This window comes from Rhodovulum viride, assembly GCF_003265965.1.
Classification (GTDB): Bacteria; Pseudomonadota; Alphaproteobacteria; order Rhodobacterales; family Rhodobacteraceae; genus Rhodovulum; species Rhodovulum kholense.
Genome location: NZ_MUAV01000001.1, coordinates 81,344 through 97,152, shown reverse-complemented (window position 1 = coordinate 97,152; position 15,809 = coordinate 81,344). Strand labels below are relative to the sequence as shown.

Genomic DNA, 15,809 nt, shown 5'->3' with positions numbered 1-15,809 from the left:
CCACCTTATCGGAGGGCAACCTATGGAACATCACAGTATCACATGGCGCGGGATCGAAATCGCCATCACCTTCACGCCGGAAAAATTCGGGATGGCCGATCACATAGAGCTAATGACGGAGGGGCGGGTCGCGCTGCCCGTCACCGAGACCGGCTGCCGCTCACACTTTCTGCCGGTCGGGACCGTCGCCGCCCATGGCGGCGCGGTCGCGTTTGTCTCCGCATGGCTGGATTTTGAGGCCGAGCGCACGGGCTGGAGTGGCGCGCAGCTCAGGCTGTTTTGAGCGGTGCAGGAAATTTTCGCGCCCGCCAGGGCGGGCGCATCTTCCTGTATTTACCGAACCTCACGGGCGTCTTCCATCCTAAGGTCCTCATCTCTGGCCGCTTTCAGAGCTTTGAATTACCAATTGATGGCAATGGCTTACGCGCGTCCGTGAGGATGTTGTGGCCGGTTCATGGCTCATCCGTATGGCGTGGAGATCATAAAACCGGAATATGATCCGAAGATCATAGAGGCGGACTGTGCTTTCCAGGGCCGCAAACGTTTCAGCGGCGGCGAAATGATTTCATGGCGTGAGCAGAAGGTCGTTTCTTATCAATAGGATAAGCGTTGCATGTGCCTCCTCTCTCGTTTCATTCGGACGGGACAGATTTTGCGTTTCATTTTACATGAAACGATTGCTTGCGTATCCTGAAGAATACATATATTATATGTACTTAAATATTTCTCCAAGCTGCCGTTACGTTTCATGCCCTCCCTCGATCAGGCCATCCTCGACTACATCGCCGCACACCCCGGTTCGCAGCGCGAAACGATCCGCCGCGAGGTGGCACGCGAGGCAAGTGACACCACGATCTGGCGAGCTCTCCGCCGTCTGGTCGATAGCGGCAAGCTGCAGGTTGCAGGCAAGGGCCGCGCGACCAACTACACGATTGCCGGATCGGCGGTGGTCCGGGCGCACCTGCAAACGCCCTATAACAGACGCCCGCCCGTGACCTACAAGCCGGAGTTCCTCGACGCCTACATTCCGGGACGCAGCTTTTATCTGCCGGAAGCTGAGCGCGCCCGGCTCCATGAGGCCGGGCGACCGATTGGCGGACCCATCCCCGCCGGAACCTACGCCCGGCGCATCCTCGAACAACTCCTTGTCGATCTGTCCTGGGCCTCTTCCCGCATGGAAGGGAACACCTACGACATCCTGCAGACCGAGCGGCTGATCCGGTTCGGCGAAGCCGCCGAGGGCAAGGATCGCAAGGAAGCGCTTATGATCCTCAACCACAAGGAAGCGATCCAGTATGTGGTGAACAACCTCGCCGACATCGGCCTGAGCCGCCCCGATCTTTTCAACATCCATGCACTACTGGCCGATGGCTTGCTGGCCGATCCGGCGATGGCCGGACGGCTGCGTGCCATGGCGGTCGGTATTTCTCATTCAAGCTATACGCCGCTCGACGACGCGGTGGTCATCGGCGAGGAGTTCGATATCCTCCTCCACAAGGCCTCAGAAATCGACGATCCGTTTGAGCAGTCGTTCTTCCTGCTTGTTCACATTCCCTATCTGCAGGCCTTCGTCGATATCAACAAGCGCACGTCGCGCGTGGCCTCCAACATCCCGCTTCTAAAAGCCGACCTTGCCCCCATGTCGTTCCTCACCATGGATGACGCGACCTATATCGACGGGTTGATCGGCATTTATGAGCTGAACAACGTGGCGCTTCTGCGCGAGGTCTATATCGAGAGCTATCTGGCTTCTGCCGACAAGTACCGCGTCTTGCGAGCCGAAGTCGAAGCGCCGGAAAAAGCCGCGCTTGCCTATCGCGGTTTCGTTCGCGATGCCGTTCGCCACTGCGTTCTGGAGGCAAAGGCGTTCGTTCCGGATGACATCCTCGCCATGGCTGAGGCGCATGGCATCCCGGAAGACGAGCGCGACGCGGTGGTGTCCTATGTGCACCAGCAGTTCAGGGGGCTACATGAAGGAAATCTCATCCGCTACCGGTTGAAGACCGAAGACCTCGACGGCGTGGACTTGAGCTGACCCCTCTCAGGTGAAGGCGCGCGGGGACCTATGGCGCCGGTCCCTCCGGCGGATGGAATTCCCGCCGGGCGCGCAGGATATTCTCGATGCGGGCGAGTGCGGTGCGCAGGACCTGACAGTCCGCTTCCGTCAGCCGGGCAGAGCCGAGCATTTGAAAGAGAGCGAATCGCAGCCACTCCAGCGCGGCGTCGGACAAGCCCTCCATGGCGAGGGAATTGAAGATCAGGGACATGATGGCCTCTGTGTTTGCCAGGAGACCCGGAACATCCGGGCCTTTCTGACATCGGCCACGGCACGGAAGCAGGAGACGATACACCGCCTGCGGGCGCAACATATGTGCAGCAGGGCCTGCCCCTTGTTTCCAGACTCTCCCTGCTCTGTGCGAAGGACAGATTTCTTCGATGAAAGGTCCGGTGGGGACCGCGTCTGTGAAAGACGCCGGAGGCGATGGAGCCCTGATCGGCAGATCGTCTCATGCTTGGGGGTGGTTCTGACATCCCACAGTGTCTGTGGGTCAGCGCTTCTTCTTCGCATACCTCGTCCGTGACCGCACGCGGACGCCCGTCAAGGTCCGGCCCGCACCACCCTAACCACCGCCCGCGGTGGTCAGGCCGTGTAGGACCTGACCGCCGTCCTTCTCTGTCCGCTCTTTCGAAACGGCATGAAGCGCCAACCCCGAACACAGGAGATAAGATCATAGCACACAGAAAAGAGACGATTTCCAACCAGCACCCCGCCAACGCCCCGGAATTCCTCGCATGGCACGTGGCCCGAAAGGGCGGAAATCCTACTGGAGCAAGGTCGGAGCCGCATGGAAACACAAGGACGGGGCAGGCTATACGCTGCAGCTTGAGATGCTCTCCCATCGGCGGACGGATCGCCCTGCGCCAGCCGCGCAAAGTGTCACCACAAGCAAGAGGGGCGCGCGTAGCGCCCCCTTTTCACCGTTTGTTTGCGGCTCCGGCCAAATCACCGCCGTGATTGCTCAAGATGCTTTCGCCAAATCGCTCAGGTATCCGTCCGTCCCGGTAAAATACCCAAACACGCCATCCATCACATCCTTCAACGTGGTAAGATTCATTCGGTCGCGCACAAGCGGAATTGGTTTCCCGAACCTGTCATAGGGGTATCGGTGAGAGAACGACCCTGGGTCAACATTTCCGAACTGCGCGATGACACCGCCGACGATTTGGTCCGCTTTGTCGGGATCATCGGTACCGAAGTGGTCGAGAACCTCCAAAAAACGCGGCCAGAGAACCTGAAAATCATGGCTGTTCCAGACGGGGTCGATCCCAACGTAGCGACCGTACACGTTGATGATATACTTCAAGTTCAATTCTAAGGCATGGCGATACAGGAACAGGATCGGATAGATCAGGATGTCCTTCTCGCGCCAGTCCGCGAGAGCCATATCAACAAGCGCATCAGCGGATTGCCGGTATCCCTCAGCCATCAGTACGAAGCGAGAAAAATCATCTCCTGCAATGCAAGCGTGGTTCTCTTCATCGTCATGAACATCGAAAGGATCATCGCCAGGTTCAGGCCAGCGAAATTCTTTCCCGACCAGTTCTTCAAACGTGCGGCGTTTTGCCATCCCCAACCTCCAAAGATCACTCAGAAGAAATCGTACCAGATTCGCTTGATAACCACCTTGCAGATATCGCGTAGTATGCTCAGCGGTTCTATCATGCGGCGTTCCTTCTCGCCCTAGATTTCGAAGTCGCCCTCGCGGCTGCGGTCCGCCACACGGTCCCGGTCATGGAACTGTCCGGCACTCGCATCACCCCGCTGAGGCGTGTCCGCGCTGCGTAGATCGAGATAGGAGGCAATGTCGGCCTTGAGCGCGGCCACTTCTTCGGAATGCTTCGCGCGCAGGACATCGAGGTCTTTCTGCAACGCGCGGCGCTCCGCGAGTTGTTTCTCGCGCTGCGCGTCGCGTTCCTGGTCGTCGCGCTTGATCGCCGCATAGGCCTCTTTCTCATTCTCTTTCGAAATCTTGCGCGACTTGCCGGTCAGCCAGTCCCACAGACCGGCAACACCCTTGCGGACGCGGTTCGCACGCGTGACGGTTTCCGCTGCCCAGCGTTCGGCCTGCCGCTCGATCAGCTTTTGCCGTGCAGCGACATGACGTTCCTTGATCTGCGCTTTCTTCAGCGCCATCGCGTTCTCTTTCGCCCCGAGCGCCGTCTCGGCCTCGCAGACATAGCGCTGGATCAGGCCGGTCATGCGCTCGGCAATCAGCGCCTTCGTGTCCTCGACGCTTGGCAGGGATTTCGCATCCCCGAGCTTGCCGTTCAGCGCTTTCGTCTTCTGTCCGGTCCAGCGGGAGAGCGCATAGACCTCGCCGCGATAGTCGAGCGCAACAAAGCCGCGCCGGTCACCGCGCGCCAGATAGAACCCGCGCTCTTCCAGCGCCTTTTCGAACGCGGCGCGCCCGTCCGAGCGCGCCCAGCACTCCTGAAACAGCCCCTTCAGTTCGCGCGGGTCCTGGTTCGCCCGTCTCGCCTGCTGCCATTCCTCGCGGCTGAAATTCATCGGATTGCGGGCCGACCGGTCCCGGAACCCTTCCGGCAGGTGCCAGCCATGTTCGAGGAACAGCTCCTTCGACAGGTCTTTCAGCTTCATCTTGAAATGCGGCAGGTTGATCGCCTTCATTTCTTCCGTATCGATCCGCGACCAGACGACATGGGCATGACGGCGGCCTTCGTTTTCGTGGAACACAATCGCCCGTGCCTGATCGCTGAGGCCCAGCTTCTCTTCGGCCCGGCCAATCGCCGCCTCGAAATCCGCAATCGAGACGCTTTCACCGACCGGGGGGTTGAGGCTGAGAGAGAACAGCACCTGCTGGCAGCGCGTCCCCTTCGAGATGGCGACCACCTCCTGCAAGGCATTCGCCAGGGACTTGTCGGACACAAAGCCGCGCAGCTCATAGACCTCGACATGCTCGTTGTCTTCGGCGTTCATCAGATGGCGGGCCAGTTGCAATGCGCCGCCGCGTTGGGAGCCTTTCAGAATCATGGCACGTCCTCCGGAGCTTCAGCGGAGGAGGATGACGGCCCCTCCGCATCCGGAAAGCCGAGTGCCCGCATGAGATCGCCCCGCATGCTGCGCACGGCGGCGCAGGCTTCGTTCAGTTCCTCTTCGAGTTCCGGGGTGACAGGCAGTGCGCCCATATGAGCCGCCTTGGCGATCTGATTCAGGTTGCTGGACAGGCGCGAGGCCCCAAGCGCGCCCAGCACCCGTGCCAGTTCGGCATGATCTTTGACCGGGCTCCGGCCTCTTGTGCGGCGCGGCGTCAGTTCCCCGTCGAAGAGCTTCTGGCGGATATACGCCCCGAGCGACCTCCCCGCCGCTGCCTGTTCAAGCTTGGCGCGCTCTTCAAAGGTAAAGCGTATCGAGAATGGCGGCGGCGCCTTCTTCTTGTGCCCTGCAGCTTGCTGCGCCGCCGCGCGCATATCCTCCGTGAGGCGAAGCGGTTCTTGCAGGTCCGGGGTCCTGATCTCCGTCACGGCCCCACCTCCGGCCCCTCGGAAAACTCAGGAATATCAAGGTGTTTAAGGTAAGCCTCCCAGCGTTCCAGCTCTTCGAAAACCTCGCTCAGGGAGTTTGAAGTATCTCCCTCAGGGCGCGCCAGAATAGATCGGTTCCATTGCGAAATCTGGCCATTGCAAATTTGGCGATGCGCCCCGCCAGAATGCCACCTGGCCTATCCGCCCGCTGTCATTGGTTGCGGACCTCAAGCCAGTGTTGGATCCTTCCGGCGGATCGGCCCGATGTTCCGGCGCTTGAGGATCACGATGGCAGGCCGTTCGGCCGACGCCGAACATCGCCTCTGGATCCCGCGGTCGGACGCAGATGGGGTGCGGAGCGCGGTCAGTCATCGCTTCCTTCCGGCATTCATCCCGGCTTCTGCCGTCGAGCAGCGACCGGCGGCGCGCTTGCCGAAGCGGCGCATCGAGCCCTCAGGGTCAAATGATGCCATCCATCCTTCCAGAGACAGTGGGGGCAGGCAAAGCCGCGACGCAGATCCCGTTCACCCCACGGCTTGAAGAAGAAGGCCACGCCCGCTGCCTGACACGGGTCGCGCATGCCGTGCGCGCCCGCATGCGGTCCGCTCGCTTCGTCTCCACCTGAGACGCGGGCTGGGGCAAGGCGCCTGAACGGCGGACACCCGGCCGACCAATGCGTCGGGCACGGCCGGGTGGAACAGATCTCCACGGGCGCAGGCGAAGACCCGCCGCGGCTTGTGCCAGCGCAGGGGCCGGTCGGGCCATTGCCCGTTCCGGCCCGCGACAACGTTCATGCCCTCGATGGGCACCGGACGCCCGTGCGGCGCACAGAGCGGACGCCCGGCCGTGCGGTCCGCATCAGCCTGCCCGTCGACCTCGCTGCAAGACGACGGCGTCCATCTCGGGATTGATGGCATCGGTCCGGGCGATGCAGGCCCGCGCCCGTTCTTCCGCGGACGGCTTGCCGCGGCCGGTCAGGCGGCGGGCTTCGAGGGCGCCGAGATCGGCGAGGCCGGTGGCATCGGATATGTCAGTCTCGCCTGGCGGACGGCCGGTCAGTCCTGCTCGGCAACGGCATCGCCCCAGGCGCTTGTGGGTTCGGTCACGCCAGACCGCCTCGTGGCCTCCTGCAGGACGCCGGACGGACAGGCGAAAGGGTAAGGCAGGATCGATTTTCGGGTGACGGTGACGGGGGCCACCATCCGGAGTTCGTCAAGCGTCGCGCCCGGGATGCGGTCGTCGGCGATAATCCGGTCGGTGCCGGAGACGTCGATCCGGGGCCGCGCGAAGGCGGCCTCGAGATCCATCCCGAAATCGGTGAGGAAGGAGGCAAGCTGGGTCACCGCACCGACGATCTTGCGCCCGCCCGCCGCCCCCAGGGCGAACCGCCGGCCGCCCGCATGGCCGAGCGCGGGGCAGACATTCATCAGACAGGGCCGGTCCGGACCCAGCGAGTTCGGGCGCCCCTGAACCGGGTCGAACCACATGATGCCGTTGTTCAGCAGCAACCCGGTCGCGGGCGAGACCACGCGCGCGCCGAACAGCGACAGCAGCGTCTGGGTATGCGCCACCATGTTGCCCGCGCGGTCGACGACGGAAAAATGCGTCGTCGAACCGGGGGCGGCCGAGATTTCGCCATCGGCCCCCATCCCGCCCAGCCGGTCGCGATAGGCGGCGATCAGCGCCCGGGCATAGGCGGGACAGGCACTGTCGGGGCCGGACAGGGTCTCGGCTGCCAGATCCTCCATCGCCCGGGCGAAGGTCGGACCCGCGGTCAGCCCCGGCATGACATGGAAAAGCGCATCGCGATAGGGCACGGCAAGCGGGGTCTCGAACCGCGCGCGGTTGCGGGCCAGATCGTCGAGGCCAAGATAGCCGCCCTTGTCGCGCACATCCCGCGCCAGGGCCGCCCCCAGATCGCCGCCATGCAGCGCCGCCGCGCCCTCGCGCGCGAGGATGTCGAGGCTGTCGGCCATGCGGGACTGGTCCAGCCGGTCCTCGGTGCCCACGGCCCAGGAGAAGGCGCGCGGCCACTGGCCGCCTGTCAGGAACAGCGCCGCCGCGTCCGGGTCGCGGGCCAGATCGCGGGTGGCCCCGGCGATGATGAGGGCGGCATACCAGTCGATGGCCAGCCCCCGGCGCGCGGCGGCGATGGCGGGGGCGACAAGCTCGGCCCAGGGCATCCGGCCCCAGCGCCTGTGCGCGGCCTCGACCCCGTCGACCAGCGCCGGCACCGCGACCGCCCTGGCGCCCATCACGTTGCGATCCTCGACCACCCGGTCCCAGGGGAAAAGATCGTCCGCCACGCCTTCGCCCGACAGCGGGAAATCCTCGATGCGCAGGGCGGCGGGCGCGCGCATGCCGAAATTCAGCGCATGCGCACGGCCGGTATCGGCGCGCCAGTGCAGCGCCGCGCCGCCCCCGGCGGGGCCGGACATCCAGGGCTCCAGCACCCCCAGCACGAAGCTGCAGGCGACGGCGGCATCGACCGCGTCGCCGCCCGCGCGCAGCGCCTCGGCCCCCGCCTCGGCCGCCTGGCGGTGCTGGGCCGCGACCACGCCGCGGTCGGTTTCGACCACATGCTTGCGGATCTCCATCGTCCGCGACAGGGCCTCGGACATCAGGCGCCGAGCCGGCAGTAGAGGGCCGCGGCAAGCTTCGCCCGCTCGACAAGGCTGTCGAGCAGGATGTGCTCGTTCAGCGTATGCAGATCCTTGCCGCAGACCCCGATGGAATCGAGCGTCGGAATGCCGAGCGCGCCGGTGAAATTGCCATCCGAGCCGCCGCCCGCCGAAGCCCCGGTGATCTCGAAGCCGATCTCGCCCGCGATCTCTTGGGCCAGCGCCAGCATCGCCATGGTGCCGGGCTGGTCGGGCTCCCAGACGGGGCGCGTCACGCCGCGGCGGACCTCCATCACCACCTCGCCCGCGTCGGAATTGAGCGCCATCATCCTGGCCACGCCCTCGTCCAGCAGGTCCTGGGTCTTGGCCATGCTCAGCACCTCGGCATCGCAGACCGACGAGACGCAGTTGACCCATTGACCGGCACGGAAGACCCCGACGGAAAAGGTGCAGTCATCGGTTGTCATGCCCTCGATCTCGGCCACCTTCCCTGCCATCGCGGCAATCGCCGAGCGGCCCTCGGACAGCTGCCAGCCCGCATGGCTGGGCTTGCCGCGCGTCTGCAGGTTGAACCGCGCGATGGCATAGCGGCCGATCACCGCGCCGCCATCGGGACGGGCGGGTTCGGGCACCAGGATGAACCTGTGGCGCCGGGCCTCGGCCTCGATCAGCGCGCGGGTCGAGGGGGTGCCGATTTCCTCGTCGGGGGTGAACAGGACCGTGACCGGCAGCGGCGTCTCGACGCCCGCCGCCAGCAGCTTGCGCAGCGCGTCCAGATAGACGTAGTTGCCGCCCTTCATGTCCATCAGCCCGGGGCCGTAGCAGACGTCTCCCTCGACCCGGAAGGGCAGCTTTTCCAGCGTGCCGATGGGGTGGACGGTGTCCATATGGCCCAAGAGCAGGATCCCGCCTTCGCCCGCGCGCGGGTGGGGCATCGTCGCACGCAGGCTGTCGCCAAGGCCCATCCGGCCCGGAATGCGCTCGACCCGCGCGCCCAGCGCGGCCAGCTCGTGCTGGACCAGGTCCATCATCCGGTTGACCGCCGCCGCGTCGAAGGTCGGGCTTTCGGTCTCGATCCAGGGTTTCAGTCCCGCCAGCATCTCGTCGGTATCGAAGGGCAGATCGAGCGGATTGGTCATTGGGCAATACCTCTTGGTTCGGCGCCCGGAGCAGGGGCCGTTGGGAAGGGGCGGGGCTGACCCCGCCGGGAAGGGAAACGGGCCTTGTGTCTAGCCTGTGGGCGCCAACCGGGTTTCGACGATGCGCGCATAGACCGAGGCACCCACGGGCAGGATCGCATCGTCCAGCACGAAAGCCGGATTGTGCAGCGGCACGGACCCCGCATGGCCGATCCGGCAATAGGCGCCGGGCACCAGTTTCAGCATGTCGGCGAAATCTTCCGATCCGGTCATCTGGTCGGCGATCTCGGCCGCCCTGCCCGCGCCGACGACATCGCTGGCCGCGGCGATATAGGCCGTCGAAAGCTCGGGATCGTTCACCAGCACGTCGAAGACATTGCGCAGATCGACCTCGATCTCGACGCCATGGGCCTGGCCCATCCCGGCGCAAAGCGCGCGGATCCGCTCATGCGCCATCTCGGCCACCTCGTCGTGGAAATAGCGGATCGTGCCGGTGATCACGGCCGTATCGGGCACGACGTTATAGGCCGATCCGGCATTGAAGGTGGTGACCGAGATCACCACCGGCTTCGTCGGCGGCGTGTTGCGGCTGACCACGGTCTGCAATTGCTGGACCAGGGCGGTGCCGATCACGATCGGGTCCTTCGACTGGTGCGGCATGGCGGCATGGCTGCCGGTGCCCCTGACCGTGATGTCGAAGAAGCTGGCCCCGGCCATCGCGGGGCCGGGCGTCACGGTGACGGTGCCCGGCTCGGCATTCGGGTCGTTGTGCATGCCGTAGATCTCGTCGCAGGGGAAGCGTTCGAAGAGCCCCTCGGCGATCATCTGGCGGGCGCCCCCCAGACCCTCTTCGGCGGGCTGGAAGATCAGAACGACGGTGCCGTCGAAGTCGCGGGTCTCGGCCAGATAGCGCGCGGCCCCCAGCAGCATCGTCGTATGGCCGTCATGGCCGCAGGCATGCATCCGCCCGGCATTCCGCGAGGCATAGGGCAGCCCCGAGGCCTCGACGATCGGCAGCGCGTCCATGTCGGCGCGCAGCCCCACCCGGCGGTTGCCGCCGCCCTTGCCCTTGATCAGCCCCACGACGCCGGTGCCGCCGATGCCCTCATGCACCTCGTCGACGCCGAAGCTGCGCAGCTTGTCGGCGACGATACCCGCGGTGCGGGTCTCTTCGAAGCCAAGCTCGGGATGGGTGTGGAAATCCTGGAAGAGCGCCGTCAGCTCGGCGGCAAAATCCTGGATCTTCGGCAGGACGGTCATGCGGTCTCTCCTTTCGGGCCGGGGGCGGGAGCGGTGTCGAGGGCGCGGAAATTGGCAAAGTCCCAATGCCGCCCGGGCGCCGCCTCGATCAGGGTCCGGGTATAGGCGTAGTGCGGATCGGACAGGACATTGGCGGCGGGTCCGTGTTCGACCACGCGGCCCTTCTGCATCACCAGCACCTCGTCGCAGATCTGCGCGGCCACCCGCAGATCGTGGGTGATGAACAGCATGGCGATGCCGAACTTGGCCTGAACGTCGTCGAGCAGGTCCAGCACCTGCGCCTGCACGCTGACATCGAGCGCCGAGACGGCCTCGTCCGCCACCAGCAGATCCGGCTTCATCGCCACCGCCCGGGCAATGGCGATGCGCTGGCGCTGCCCGCCCGAGAACTGGTGCGGATAGCGGCGGAGCGCGTCGCGCGGCAGACCCACGATCTCCATCAGTTCGGCGGCATGGGCCAGCGCCTCGGCCCTGGGCGTGCCGAAATTGATGGGGCCTTCGCAGAGGCTCCGCGCAACGGTCCAGCGCGGGTTAAGCGAGCGGTAGGGGTCCTGAAAGACGATCTGCAGATGCTTGCGGTGCGGCCGCAGACTGCGGCGGGGAAGCCGCGAGATTTCGGTGCCCGCCACATGGACCGCGCCGCCGGTGGGGTCGATCAGCCGCATGATGCAGCGCGCGACGGTGGACTTGCCCGAGCCGCTTTCGCCCACGATCCCGAGGGTGCGGCCCGGGCCGATGGCAAAGCTTACCTCGCTGGCCGCCGTGACGCCTCCGCCGCGGCGCAGGACGCCGCCGCCGCCGTAGACCATTTCAAGGTCCGCGACCTTCAGCACATCCGCGCCCCTGGCATCGGGCCGTGCCGCCCGGGGGGCGAGCGTCGGCACCGCGGTCAGCAGCTTGCGGGTATAGTCCTCTTTCGGCGCGGTCAGCAGCTCGCGGATCGGTGCGCGTTCCACGATCCGGCCGTTCTGCATCACGCTGACCGTATCGGCGATCTCGGCGACGACGCCCATGTCATGGGTGATGAACAGAAGCGCCGTGCCCTTGCGGGCCTGCAATTCCGCGATCAGCTTGAGGATCTGCAATTGCGTCGTGACATCGAGCGCCGTCGTGGGTTCGTCCGCGATCAGCAGATGCGGGTCGAGCACCAGCGCCATCGCGATCATGATCCGCTGGCGCTGCCCGCCCGACAATTGATGGGGAAACGCCCGATAGATCCGCTCGACATCGGGCAGATGCACCTGTTCCATGATGTCGAGCGTGCGCTGCCTGGCATCGGCGGCGGACAGATCGGTGTGCATGTTCAGCACCTCCTCGATCTGCTCGCCGACGCGCAGGACGGGGTTCAACGCGGTCATCGGTTCCTGAAAGATCATCGACAGCCGCATCGCCCGCAGCCCGCGCATCTCGGCCGCGCTGGCCTGGGTGATCTCGACCCCTTCGAGGTCGATAGACCCGCCCCGCACTTCCAGCGCGCCCCTGGGCAGAAGCCCCATGATCGCCAGCGAGGTCACCGACTTGCCCGACCCGCTTTCGCCCACGAGGCAATGGGTTTCGCCCGCGCGGATGTCGAGGTCGATGCCGTCGATCACCGGGGCGGCCTCGGGCCGGCCGGCGAGGCCCACCTTGAGCCCGCGGATCTTCAGCACCCGGGCCGCATCGGAGAAATCTCTGGACTTGAACTCCATTTCAGCCCTCCCGCTTCTTCAGGCGCGGATCGAGCAGATCGCGCGCGGTGTCGCCCAGAAGGTTGATCGCGAGGATGCAGAGCGACAGCAGCAATCCGGGCCAGAAGATCATCCCCGGCTTGATCTGAAAATAGCTGCGGCCTTCGGCCATGATGTTGCCCCAGGTCGGGATCTCGGTCGAGACGCCCGCGCCGAGAAAGCTGAGGATCGCCTCGATCAGGATCGCCGAGGCGCAGATATAGGTGCCCTGCACGATCAGCGGCGCCAGCGTGTTGGGCATCAGGTGCTGGATCAGGATCCTGGGCATCGAGGACCCCAGCGCGATGGCGGCCTCGACATAGGGTTCCTCGCGCGCGGTCAGCACGACGGACCGCACGAGGCGCACCACCCGCGGCACCTCGGGGATGGTGATCGCGATGATGACCGACCCCAGGCTCGGCCCGTTCAGCGCGACCAGCGCGATGGCCAGAAGGATCGCGGGGATCGCCATCAGGCTGTCCATGATCCGCATGATGAGGCCGTCGGCCGCGCGGAAGAAGCCCGCGACCAGCCCGATCGCCAGCCCCAGCCCCACGCTGACCAGCGCCGCGCCAACGCCGATCAGCAGCGACACCCGCCCGCCGGTCATCACCCGGCTGAAGATGTCCCGGCCATATTGATCGGTGCCCAGAAGATGCGCGTCGGAGGGCGGCCGCAGCCGGGAAAGCGAGTCCATCGCCAGGGGGTCGTAGGGCACATAGAGCGGCGCACAGACCGACGCGGCGACGATGCCCAGAAGGATCGCGGCCGCAATCGTCGGGCCGATCCCGAGCCGGGCGCCCGCGGGCAGGGAAAACAGCCCGGTCAGGACGTGAAAGGCGCTCTGGCGGGAGGGGGAAGCCTTGGCCATGTCAGTAGCGGATCCTGGGGTCGAAGAGGGAATAGGAGATGTCGACCGCCAGGTTGACGACGACATAGATCCCGGCGGTCAGCAGGATCATCGCCTGGATCACCGGATAGTCGCGGGCGAGGATCGCATCGACGGTCAGCCGCCCGATGCCGGGAATGTTGAAGACGCTTTCGGTCACCACCACGCCCGAGATCAGCAGCGCAAAGCCGGTGCCGATGATGGTCAGGATCGGCACGGCCGCATTGCGCAGCGCATGGCGGAAAAGCACCACGTTTTCGCGCACGCCCTTGGCCCGGGCGGTGCGGATGTAGTCCTCGCCCAGCACCTCCAGCATCGAGGCGCGGGTCATCCGGGCGATCAGCGCGACATAGATCGTGGCCAGGGTCAGCGCGGGCAGGATCGCGCGCGCCAGAAACGGGCCGATGCCGTCGGCGGGCGGCTTGTAGCCCTGCACCGGGACCCAGCGCAGCTCGATCGCGAAGATCTGGATCAGGATATAGCCGATCACGAAGACCGGCACCGAAAAGCCCAGCACCGAGAACGACATCACCAGGAAATCGACCCAGGTCCGGTGACGCCAGGCCGCGATCACGCCCATCGGCACGGCCAGCAGAACCGAGATCACGATGGTCATGACCGCAAGGTTCAGCGTCGGCCCCAGCCGGTCCGCGATCATGCCCGAAACGGAGGTGTTCGAGATGAGGGACACGCCGAGATCGCCCCTCAGGATCTGGCCCGCCCAGGTGACGAACTGGACATGCAAGGGGTCGTTGAGCCCCAGCCGGTCGCGGATGCGCTCCAGCTGCGCGGGCGTCGCCGCATCGCCCGCCAGGATCGCGGCAGGATCGCCGGGGGTCAGCCTCAGCAGCAGGAAGACGAAGATCGCGACGATGACCATCACCGGGATCGTCGCCAGCACCCGTTTGAGAATGTAGCCGAACATGGACGGCACTCCTTGCCGGAAGATCGTGGAAGCCGGCGCCAGCGGGCGCAAATCGAAGACGTCAGGCAGAGGCGCGCGGTGCACCTCTGCCTGCGGCGGATCAGTCCGCCTCTTTGGTCATGGCCCAGAACACCGGAACCGGCGACGGGATCATGTTCTGGATCGTGTTCTGCCGCGCCTGGGGCATCTTGTATTCGCCGAGATGGATGTAGTTGACGTTGTCCATCACATGCGCCTGGATCTTGACCGCGACCGCCTTGCGGGCGGCATCGTCCGCGGCCTGCACGTACTCGGCGCGCAGCGTCTCGATCTCGGGGTCGGACGGCCAGCCGAACCAGGCCTCGTTCCCGCGGCCGTTGACCATGACGTTGATCAGCGGGTCGGAAATCTCCGGCACCATCCAGTTGGTGAAGAAGATGTTCCAGCCGCCTTCGGAGGGCGGGTTCTGCTGGGCGCGGCGCTGAACGACCGACTGCCAGTCCATCGGCTGCATGTCGACATTGAAGCCCGCGTTGCGCAGCGCCTGCGCGGCGACCACCGGCTGGTTGGTCAGGCTGATCACGTCGGTCGGCGCCATCAGGACGATCGGCGTGCCGTCATAGCCGGCCTCTTCCAGCAGGGCCTTCGCCTCTTCGGGATGCGCGCCCGAGGTGATGGGCTCCGACCCGGTCTCGTCGCCCAGCGGCGTGCCGCAGCCGAAGATCGCGCCGCAGACGGTGTAATAGTCGGGCGAGCCCATCATCGTGGCCAGGACGTCTTCCTGGCTCAGCGCAAGGTTCGCGGCCTGACGCACCTTCTTGTTGTCGAAGGGAGGATGCAGGAAGTTCGGACGCCCGATGGTGACAAAGCCCAGCGGGTCGCGCATCTCGACGGTGACATCCGGCGCCCCGTCGAGGATCGGCAGAAGGTCGACCTGCACCTGTTCCAGATAGTCGATCTCGCCCGCGGCCAGCGCGTTGATGGCGGTCAGGCTGTCGGGCATGGTCGTCCAGACCACGCGGTCGACATTGACGACCTTGCCCCCGGCCATCCACGAGGCGGGTTCGTCCCGCGGCACGTAGTCGTCGAACTTCTCATAGGTCACCGACACGCCCGGTTCATATGCGTCCTCGACGAACCTGAACGGACCCGAGCCGACATAGTCGGTGATGGTCTCGTCGGACGAGGTCGCCGCGACGCGGGCGGGCATGATGAAGGGCGGCACCGCCGATTGCTTTGAGATCACGTTCAGAAGCGGCGGAAAGGGCGCGCTCAGCGTCCAGACGACGGTCTTGTCGTCGGGCGCCTCCAGGCTCGCGGTGACGTCGAAAATCAGCTGGCCGCCCGAGTCGCGCTTGCCCCAGCGGGTCAGCGAGGCCACGACATCCTCGCCGGTGACCGGTGCGCCGTCATGGAACATCAGCCCGTCGCGCAGGGTGAAGGTGTAGACCAGCCCGTCCTCCGAGACCGTCCAGTCGGCCATCTGAGGCCGGGGGGTGAAGGTCTCGTCCACCGCGGTCAGCACGTCATAGATCATGTAGCCGTGGTCGCGGGTGATATGGGCGGTGGTAATCACCGGATCGAGCACCCGCAGCGCCGAATGCATGACGGCGGTGATCGTGGTCTCGGCGAAGGCGGCGGCGGGGGCCAGCAGCGCCCCCCCGGCCAGAAGCGCGGCCGCAAGGTGGCGGGTTCCGCGGAAATTGGGTCTCAAGGTCGGCATGGGATCCTCTCTGTTGGTCGTCG

General features: G+C 65.3%; 14 protein-coding genes. 3 read left to right on the top strand and 11 right to left on the bottom strand.

Going from position 1 to position 15,809, the window contains the following annotated elements:
- The first annotated feature begins 22 nt into the window (after window positions 1-22).
- From BYZ73_RS00465 to BYZ73_RS00460, 3 genes are all read left to right on the top strand, one after another.
- Window positions 23-283, top strand: a complete 261-nt coding sequence (locus BYZ73_RS00465; RefSeq protein WP_112314473.1) for a hypothetical protein — start codon at window positions 23-25, stop codon at window positions 281-283.
- 171 nt (window positions 284-454) lie between these two features.
- Window positions 455-601, top strand: coding sequence for a hypothetical protein (locus BYZ73_RS22600; protein WP_181497920.1), 147 nt, complete (start codon window positions 455-457; stop codon window positions 599-601).
- Window positions 602-748: 147 nt separating this feature from the next.
- Window positions 749-2,035: a Fic family protein gene (locus BYZ73_RS00460; RefSeq protein WP_112314472.1), complete on the top strand. Its 1,287-nt coding sequence runs from the start codon at window positions 749-751 to the stop codon at window positions 2,033-2,035.
- Window positions 2,036-2,063: 28 nt separating this feature from the next.
- Here BYZ73_RS00460 and BYZ73_RS00455 read toward each other — a convergent pair whose 3' ends face one another.
- From BYZ73_RS00455 to BYZ73_RS00395, 11 genes are all read right to left on the bottom strand, one after another.
- Window positions 2,064-2,267: a hypothetical protein gene (locus BYZ73_RS00455; protein ID WP_112314471.1), complete on the bottom strand. Its 204-nt coding sequence runs from the start codon at window positions 2,265-2,267 to the stop codon at window positions 2,064-2,066.
- Window positions 2,268-3,020: 753 nt separating this feature from the next.
- Window positions 3,021-3,629: a hypothetical protein gene (locus tag BYZ73_RS00445; RefSeq protein WP_245943013.1), complete on the bottom strand. Its 609-nt coding sequence runs from the start codon at window positions 3,627-3,629 to the stop codon at window positions 3,021-3,023.
- Between the two features lie 113 nt (window positions 3,630-3,742).
- Complete coding sequence (locus tag BYZ73_RS00440) at window positions 3,743-5,053, bottom strand: relaxase/mobilization nuclease domain-containing protein (RefSeq protein ID WP_112314469.1); 1,311 nt, start codon at window positions 5,051-5,053, stop codon at window positions 3,743-3,745.
- Window positions 5,050-5,544 carry a plasmid mobilization protein gene (locus BYZ73_RS00435; RefSeq protein ID WP_245943012.1) on the bottom strand — a complete coding sequence of 165 codons (495 nt, stop codon included), beginning with the start codon at window positions 5,542-5,544 and terminating at the stop codon, window positions 5,050-5,052. The genes BYZ73_RS00440 and BYZ73_RS00435 overlap by 4 nt, the downstream gene beginning before the upstream one ends.
- Window positions 5,545-6,599: 1,055 nt before the next feature.
- Window positions 6,600-8,165 (bottom strand): gamma-glutamyltransferase, encoded by a 1,566-nt coding sequence (locus tag BYZ73_RS00425; RefSeq protein WP_112314468.1) that lies wholly within the window; start codon window positions 8,163-8,165, stop codon window positions 6,600-6,602.
- The gene (locus BYZ73_RS00420; protein ID WP_112314467.1) at window positions 8,165-9,304 is read right to left on the bottom strand and encodes a M20/M25/M40 family metallo-hydrolase; all 1,140 of its coding nucleotides are present in this window, start codon (window positions 9,302-9,304) and stop codon (window positions 8,165-8,167) included. The genes BYZ73_RS00425 and BYZ73_RS00420 overlap by 1 nt, the downstream gene beginning before the upstream one ends.
- A 90-nt stretch (window positions 9,305-9,394) precedes the next feature.
- Window positions 9,395-10,564 (bottom strand): M20 aminoacylase family protein, encoded by a 1,170-nt coding sequence (locus BYZ73_RS00415; RefSeq protein ID WP_112314466.1) that lies wholly within the window; start codon window positions 10,562-10,564, stop codon window positions 9,395-9,397.
- Window positions 10,561-12,252 carry a dipeptide ABC transporter ATP-binding protein gene (locus BYZ73_RS00410; RefSeq protein WP_112314465.1) on the bottom strand — a complete coding sequence of 564 codons (1,692 nt, stop codon included), beginning with the start codon at window positions 12,250-12,252 and terminating at the stop codon, window positions 10,561-10,563. The genes BYZ73_RS00415 and BYZ73_RS00410 overlap by 4 nt, the downstream gene beginning before the upstream one ends.
- Window position 12,253: 1 nt before the next feature.
- The gene (locus tag BYZ73_RS00405) at window positions 12,254-13,141 is read right to left on the bottom strand and encodes an ABC transporter permease (RefSeq protein ID WP_112314464.1); all 888 of its coding nucleotides are present in this window, start codon (window positions 13,139-13,141) and stop codon (window positions 12,254-12,256) included.
- Between the two features lies 1 nt (window position 13,142).
- Window positions 13,143-14,084 carry an ABC transporter permease gene (locus BYZ73_RS00400; protein ID WP_112314463.1) on the bottom strand — a complete coding sequence of 314 codons (942 nt, stop codon included), beginning with the start codon at window positions 14,082-14,084 and terminating at the stop codon, window positions 13,143-13,145.
- Between the two features lie 100 nt (window positions 14,085-14,184).
- The gene (locus tag BYZ73_RS00395; protein ID WP_112314462.1) at window positions 14,185-15,786 is read right to left on the bottom strand and encodes an ABC transporter substrate-binding protein; all 1,602 of its coding nucleotides are present in this window, start codon (window positions 15,784-15,786) and stop codon (window positions 14,185-14,187) included.
- Window positions 15,787-15,809: the final 23 nt, after the last annotated feature.

What these genes read in the sequence shown, in the direction of transcription:
- BYZ73_RS00465 (WP_112314473.1), top strand. Translation starts at nt 23, where the DNA reads ATGGAACATCACAGTATCACATGGCGCGGGATCGAAATCGCCATCACC.
- BYZ73_RS22600 (WP_181497920.1), top strand. Translation starts at nt 455, where the DNA reads ATGGCTCATCCGTATGGCGTGGAGATCATAAAACCGGAATATGATCCG.
- BYZ73_RS00460 (WP_112314472.1), top strand. Translation starts at nt 749, where the DNA reads ATGCCCTCCCTCGATCAGGCCATCCTCGACTACATCGCCGCACACCCC.
- BYZ73_RS00455 (WP_112314471.1), bottom strand. Translation starts at nt 2,267, where the DNA reads ATGTCCCTGATCTTCAATTCCCTCGCCATGGAGGGCTTGTCCGACGCC.
- BYZ73_RS00445 (WP_245943013.1), bottom strand. Translation starts at nt 3,629, where the DNA reads ATGGCAAAACGCCGCACGTTTGAAGAACTGGTCGGGAAAGAATTTCGC.
- BYZ73_RS00440 (WP_112314469.1), bottom strand. Translation starts at nt 5,053, where the DNA reads ATGATTCTGAAAGGCTCCCAACGCGGCGGCGCATTGCAACTGGCCCGC.
- BYZ73_RS00425 (WP_112314468.1), bottom strand. Translation starts at nt 8,165, where the DNA reads ATGTCCGAGGCCCTGTCGCGGACGATGGAGATCCGCAAGCATGTGGTC.
- BYZ73_RS00420 (WP_112314467.1), bottom strand. Translation starts at nt 9,304, where the DNA reads ATGACCAATCCGCTCGATCTGCCCTTCGATACCGACGAGATGCTGGCG.
- BYZ73_RS00415 (WP_112314466.1), bottom strand. Translation starts at nt 10,564, where the DNA reads ATGACCGTCCTGCCGAAGATCCAGGATTTTGCCGCCGAGCTGACGGCG.
- BYZ73_RS00410 (WP_112314465.1), bottom strand. Translation starts at nt 12,252, where the DNA reads ATGGAGTTCAAGTCCAGAGATTTCTCCGATGCGGCCCGGGTGCTGAAG.
- BYZ73_RS00405 (WP_112314464.1), bottom strand. Translation starts at nt 13,141, where the DNA reads ATGGCCAAGGCTTCCCCCTCCCGCCAGAGCGCCTTTCACGTCCTGACC.
- BYZ73_RS00400 (WP_112314463.1), bottom strand. Translation starts at nt 14,084, where the DNA reads ATGTTCGGCTACATTCTCAAACGGGTGCTGGCGACGATCCCGGTGATG.
- BYZ73_RS00395 (WP_112314462.1), bottom strand. Translation starts at nt 15,786, where the DNA reads ATGCCGACCTTGAGACCCAATTTCCGCGGAACCCGCCACCTTGCGGCC.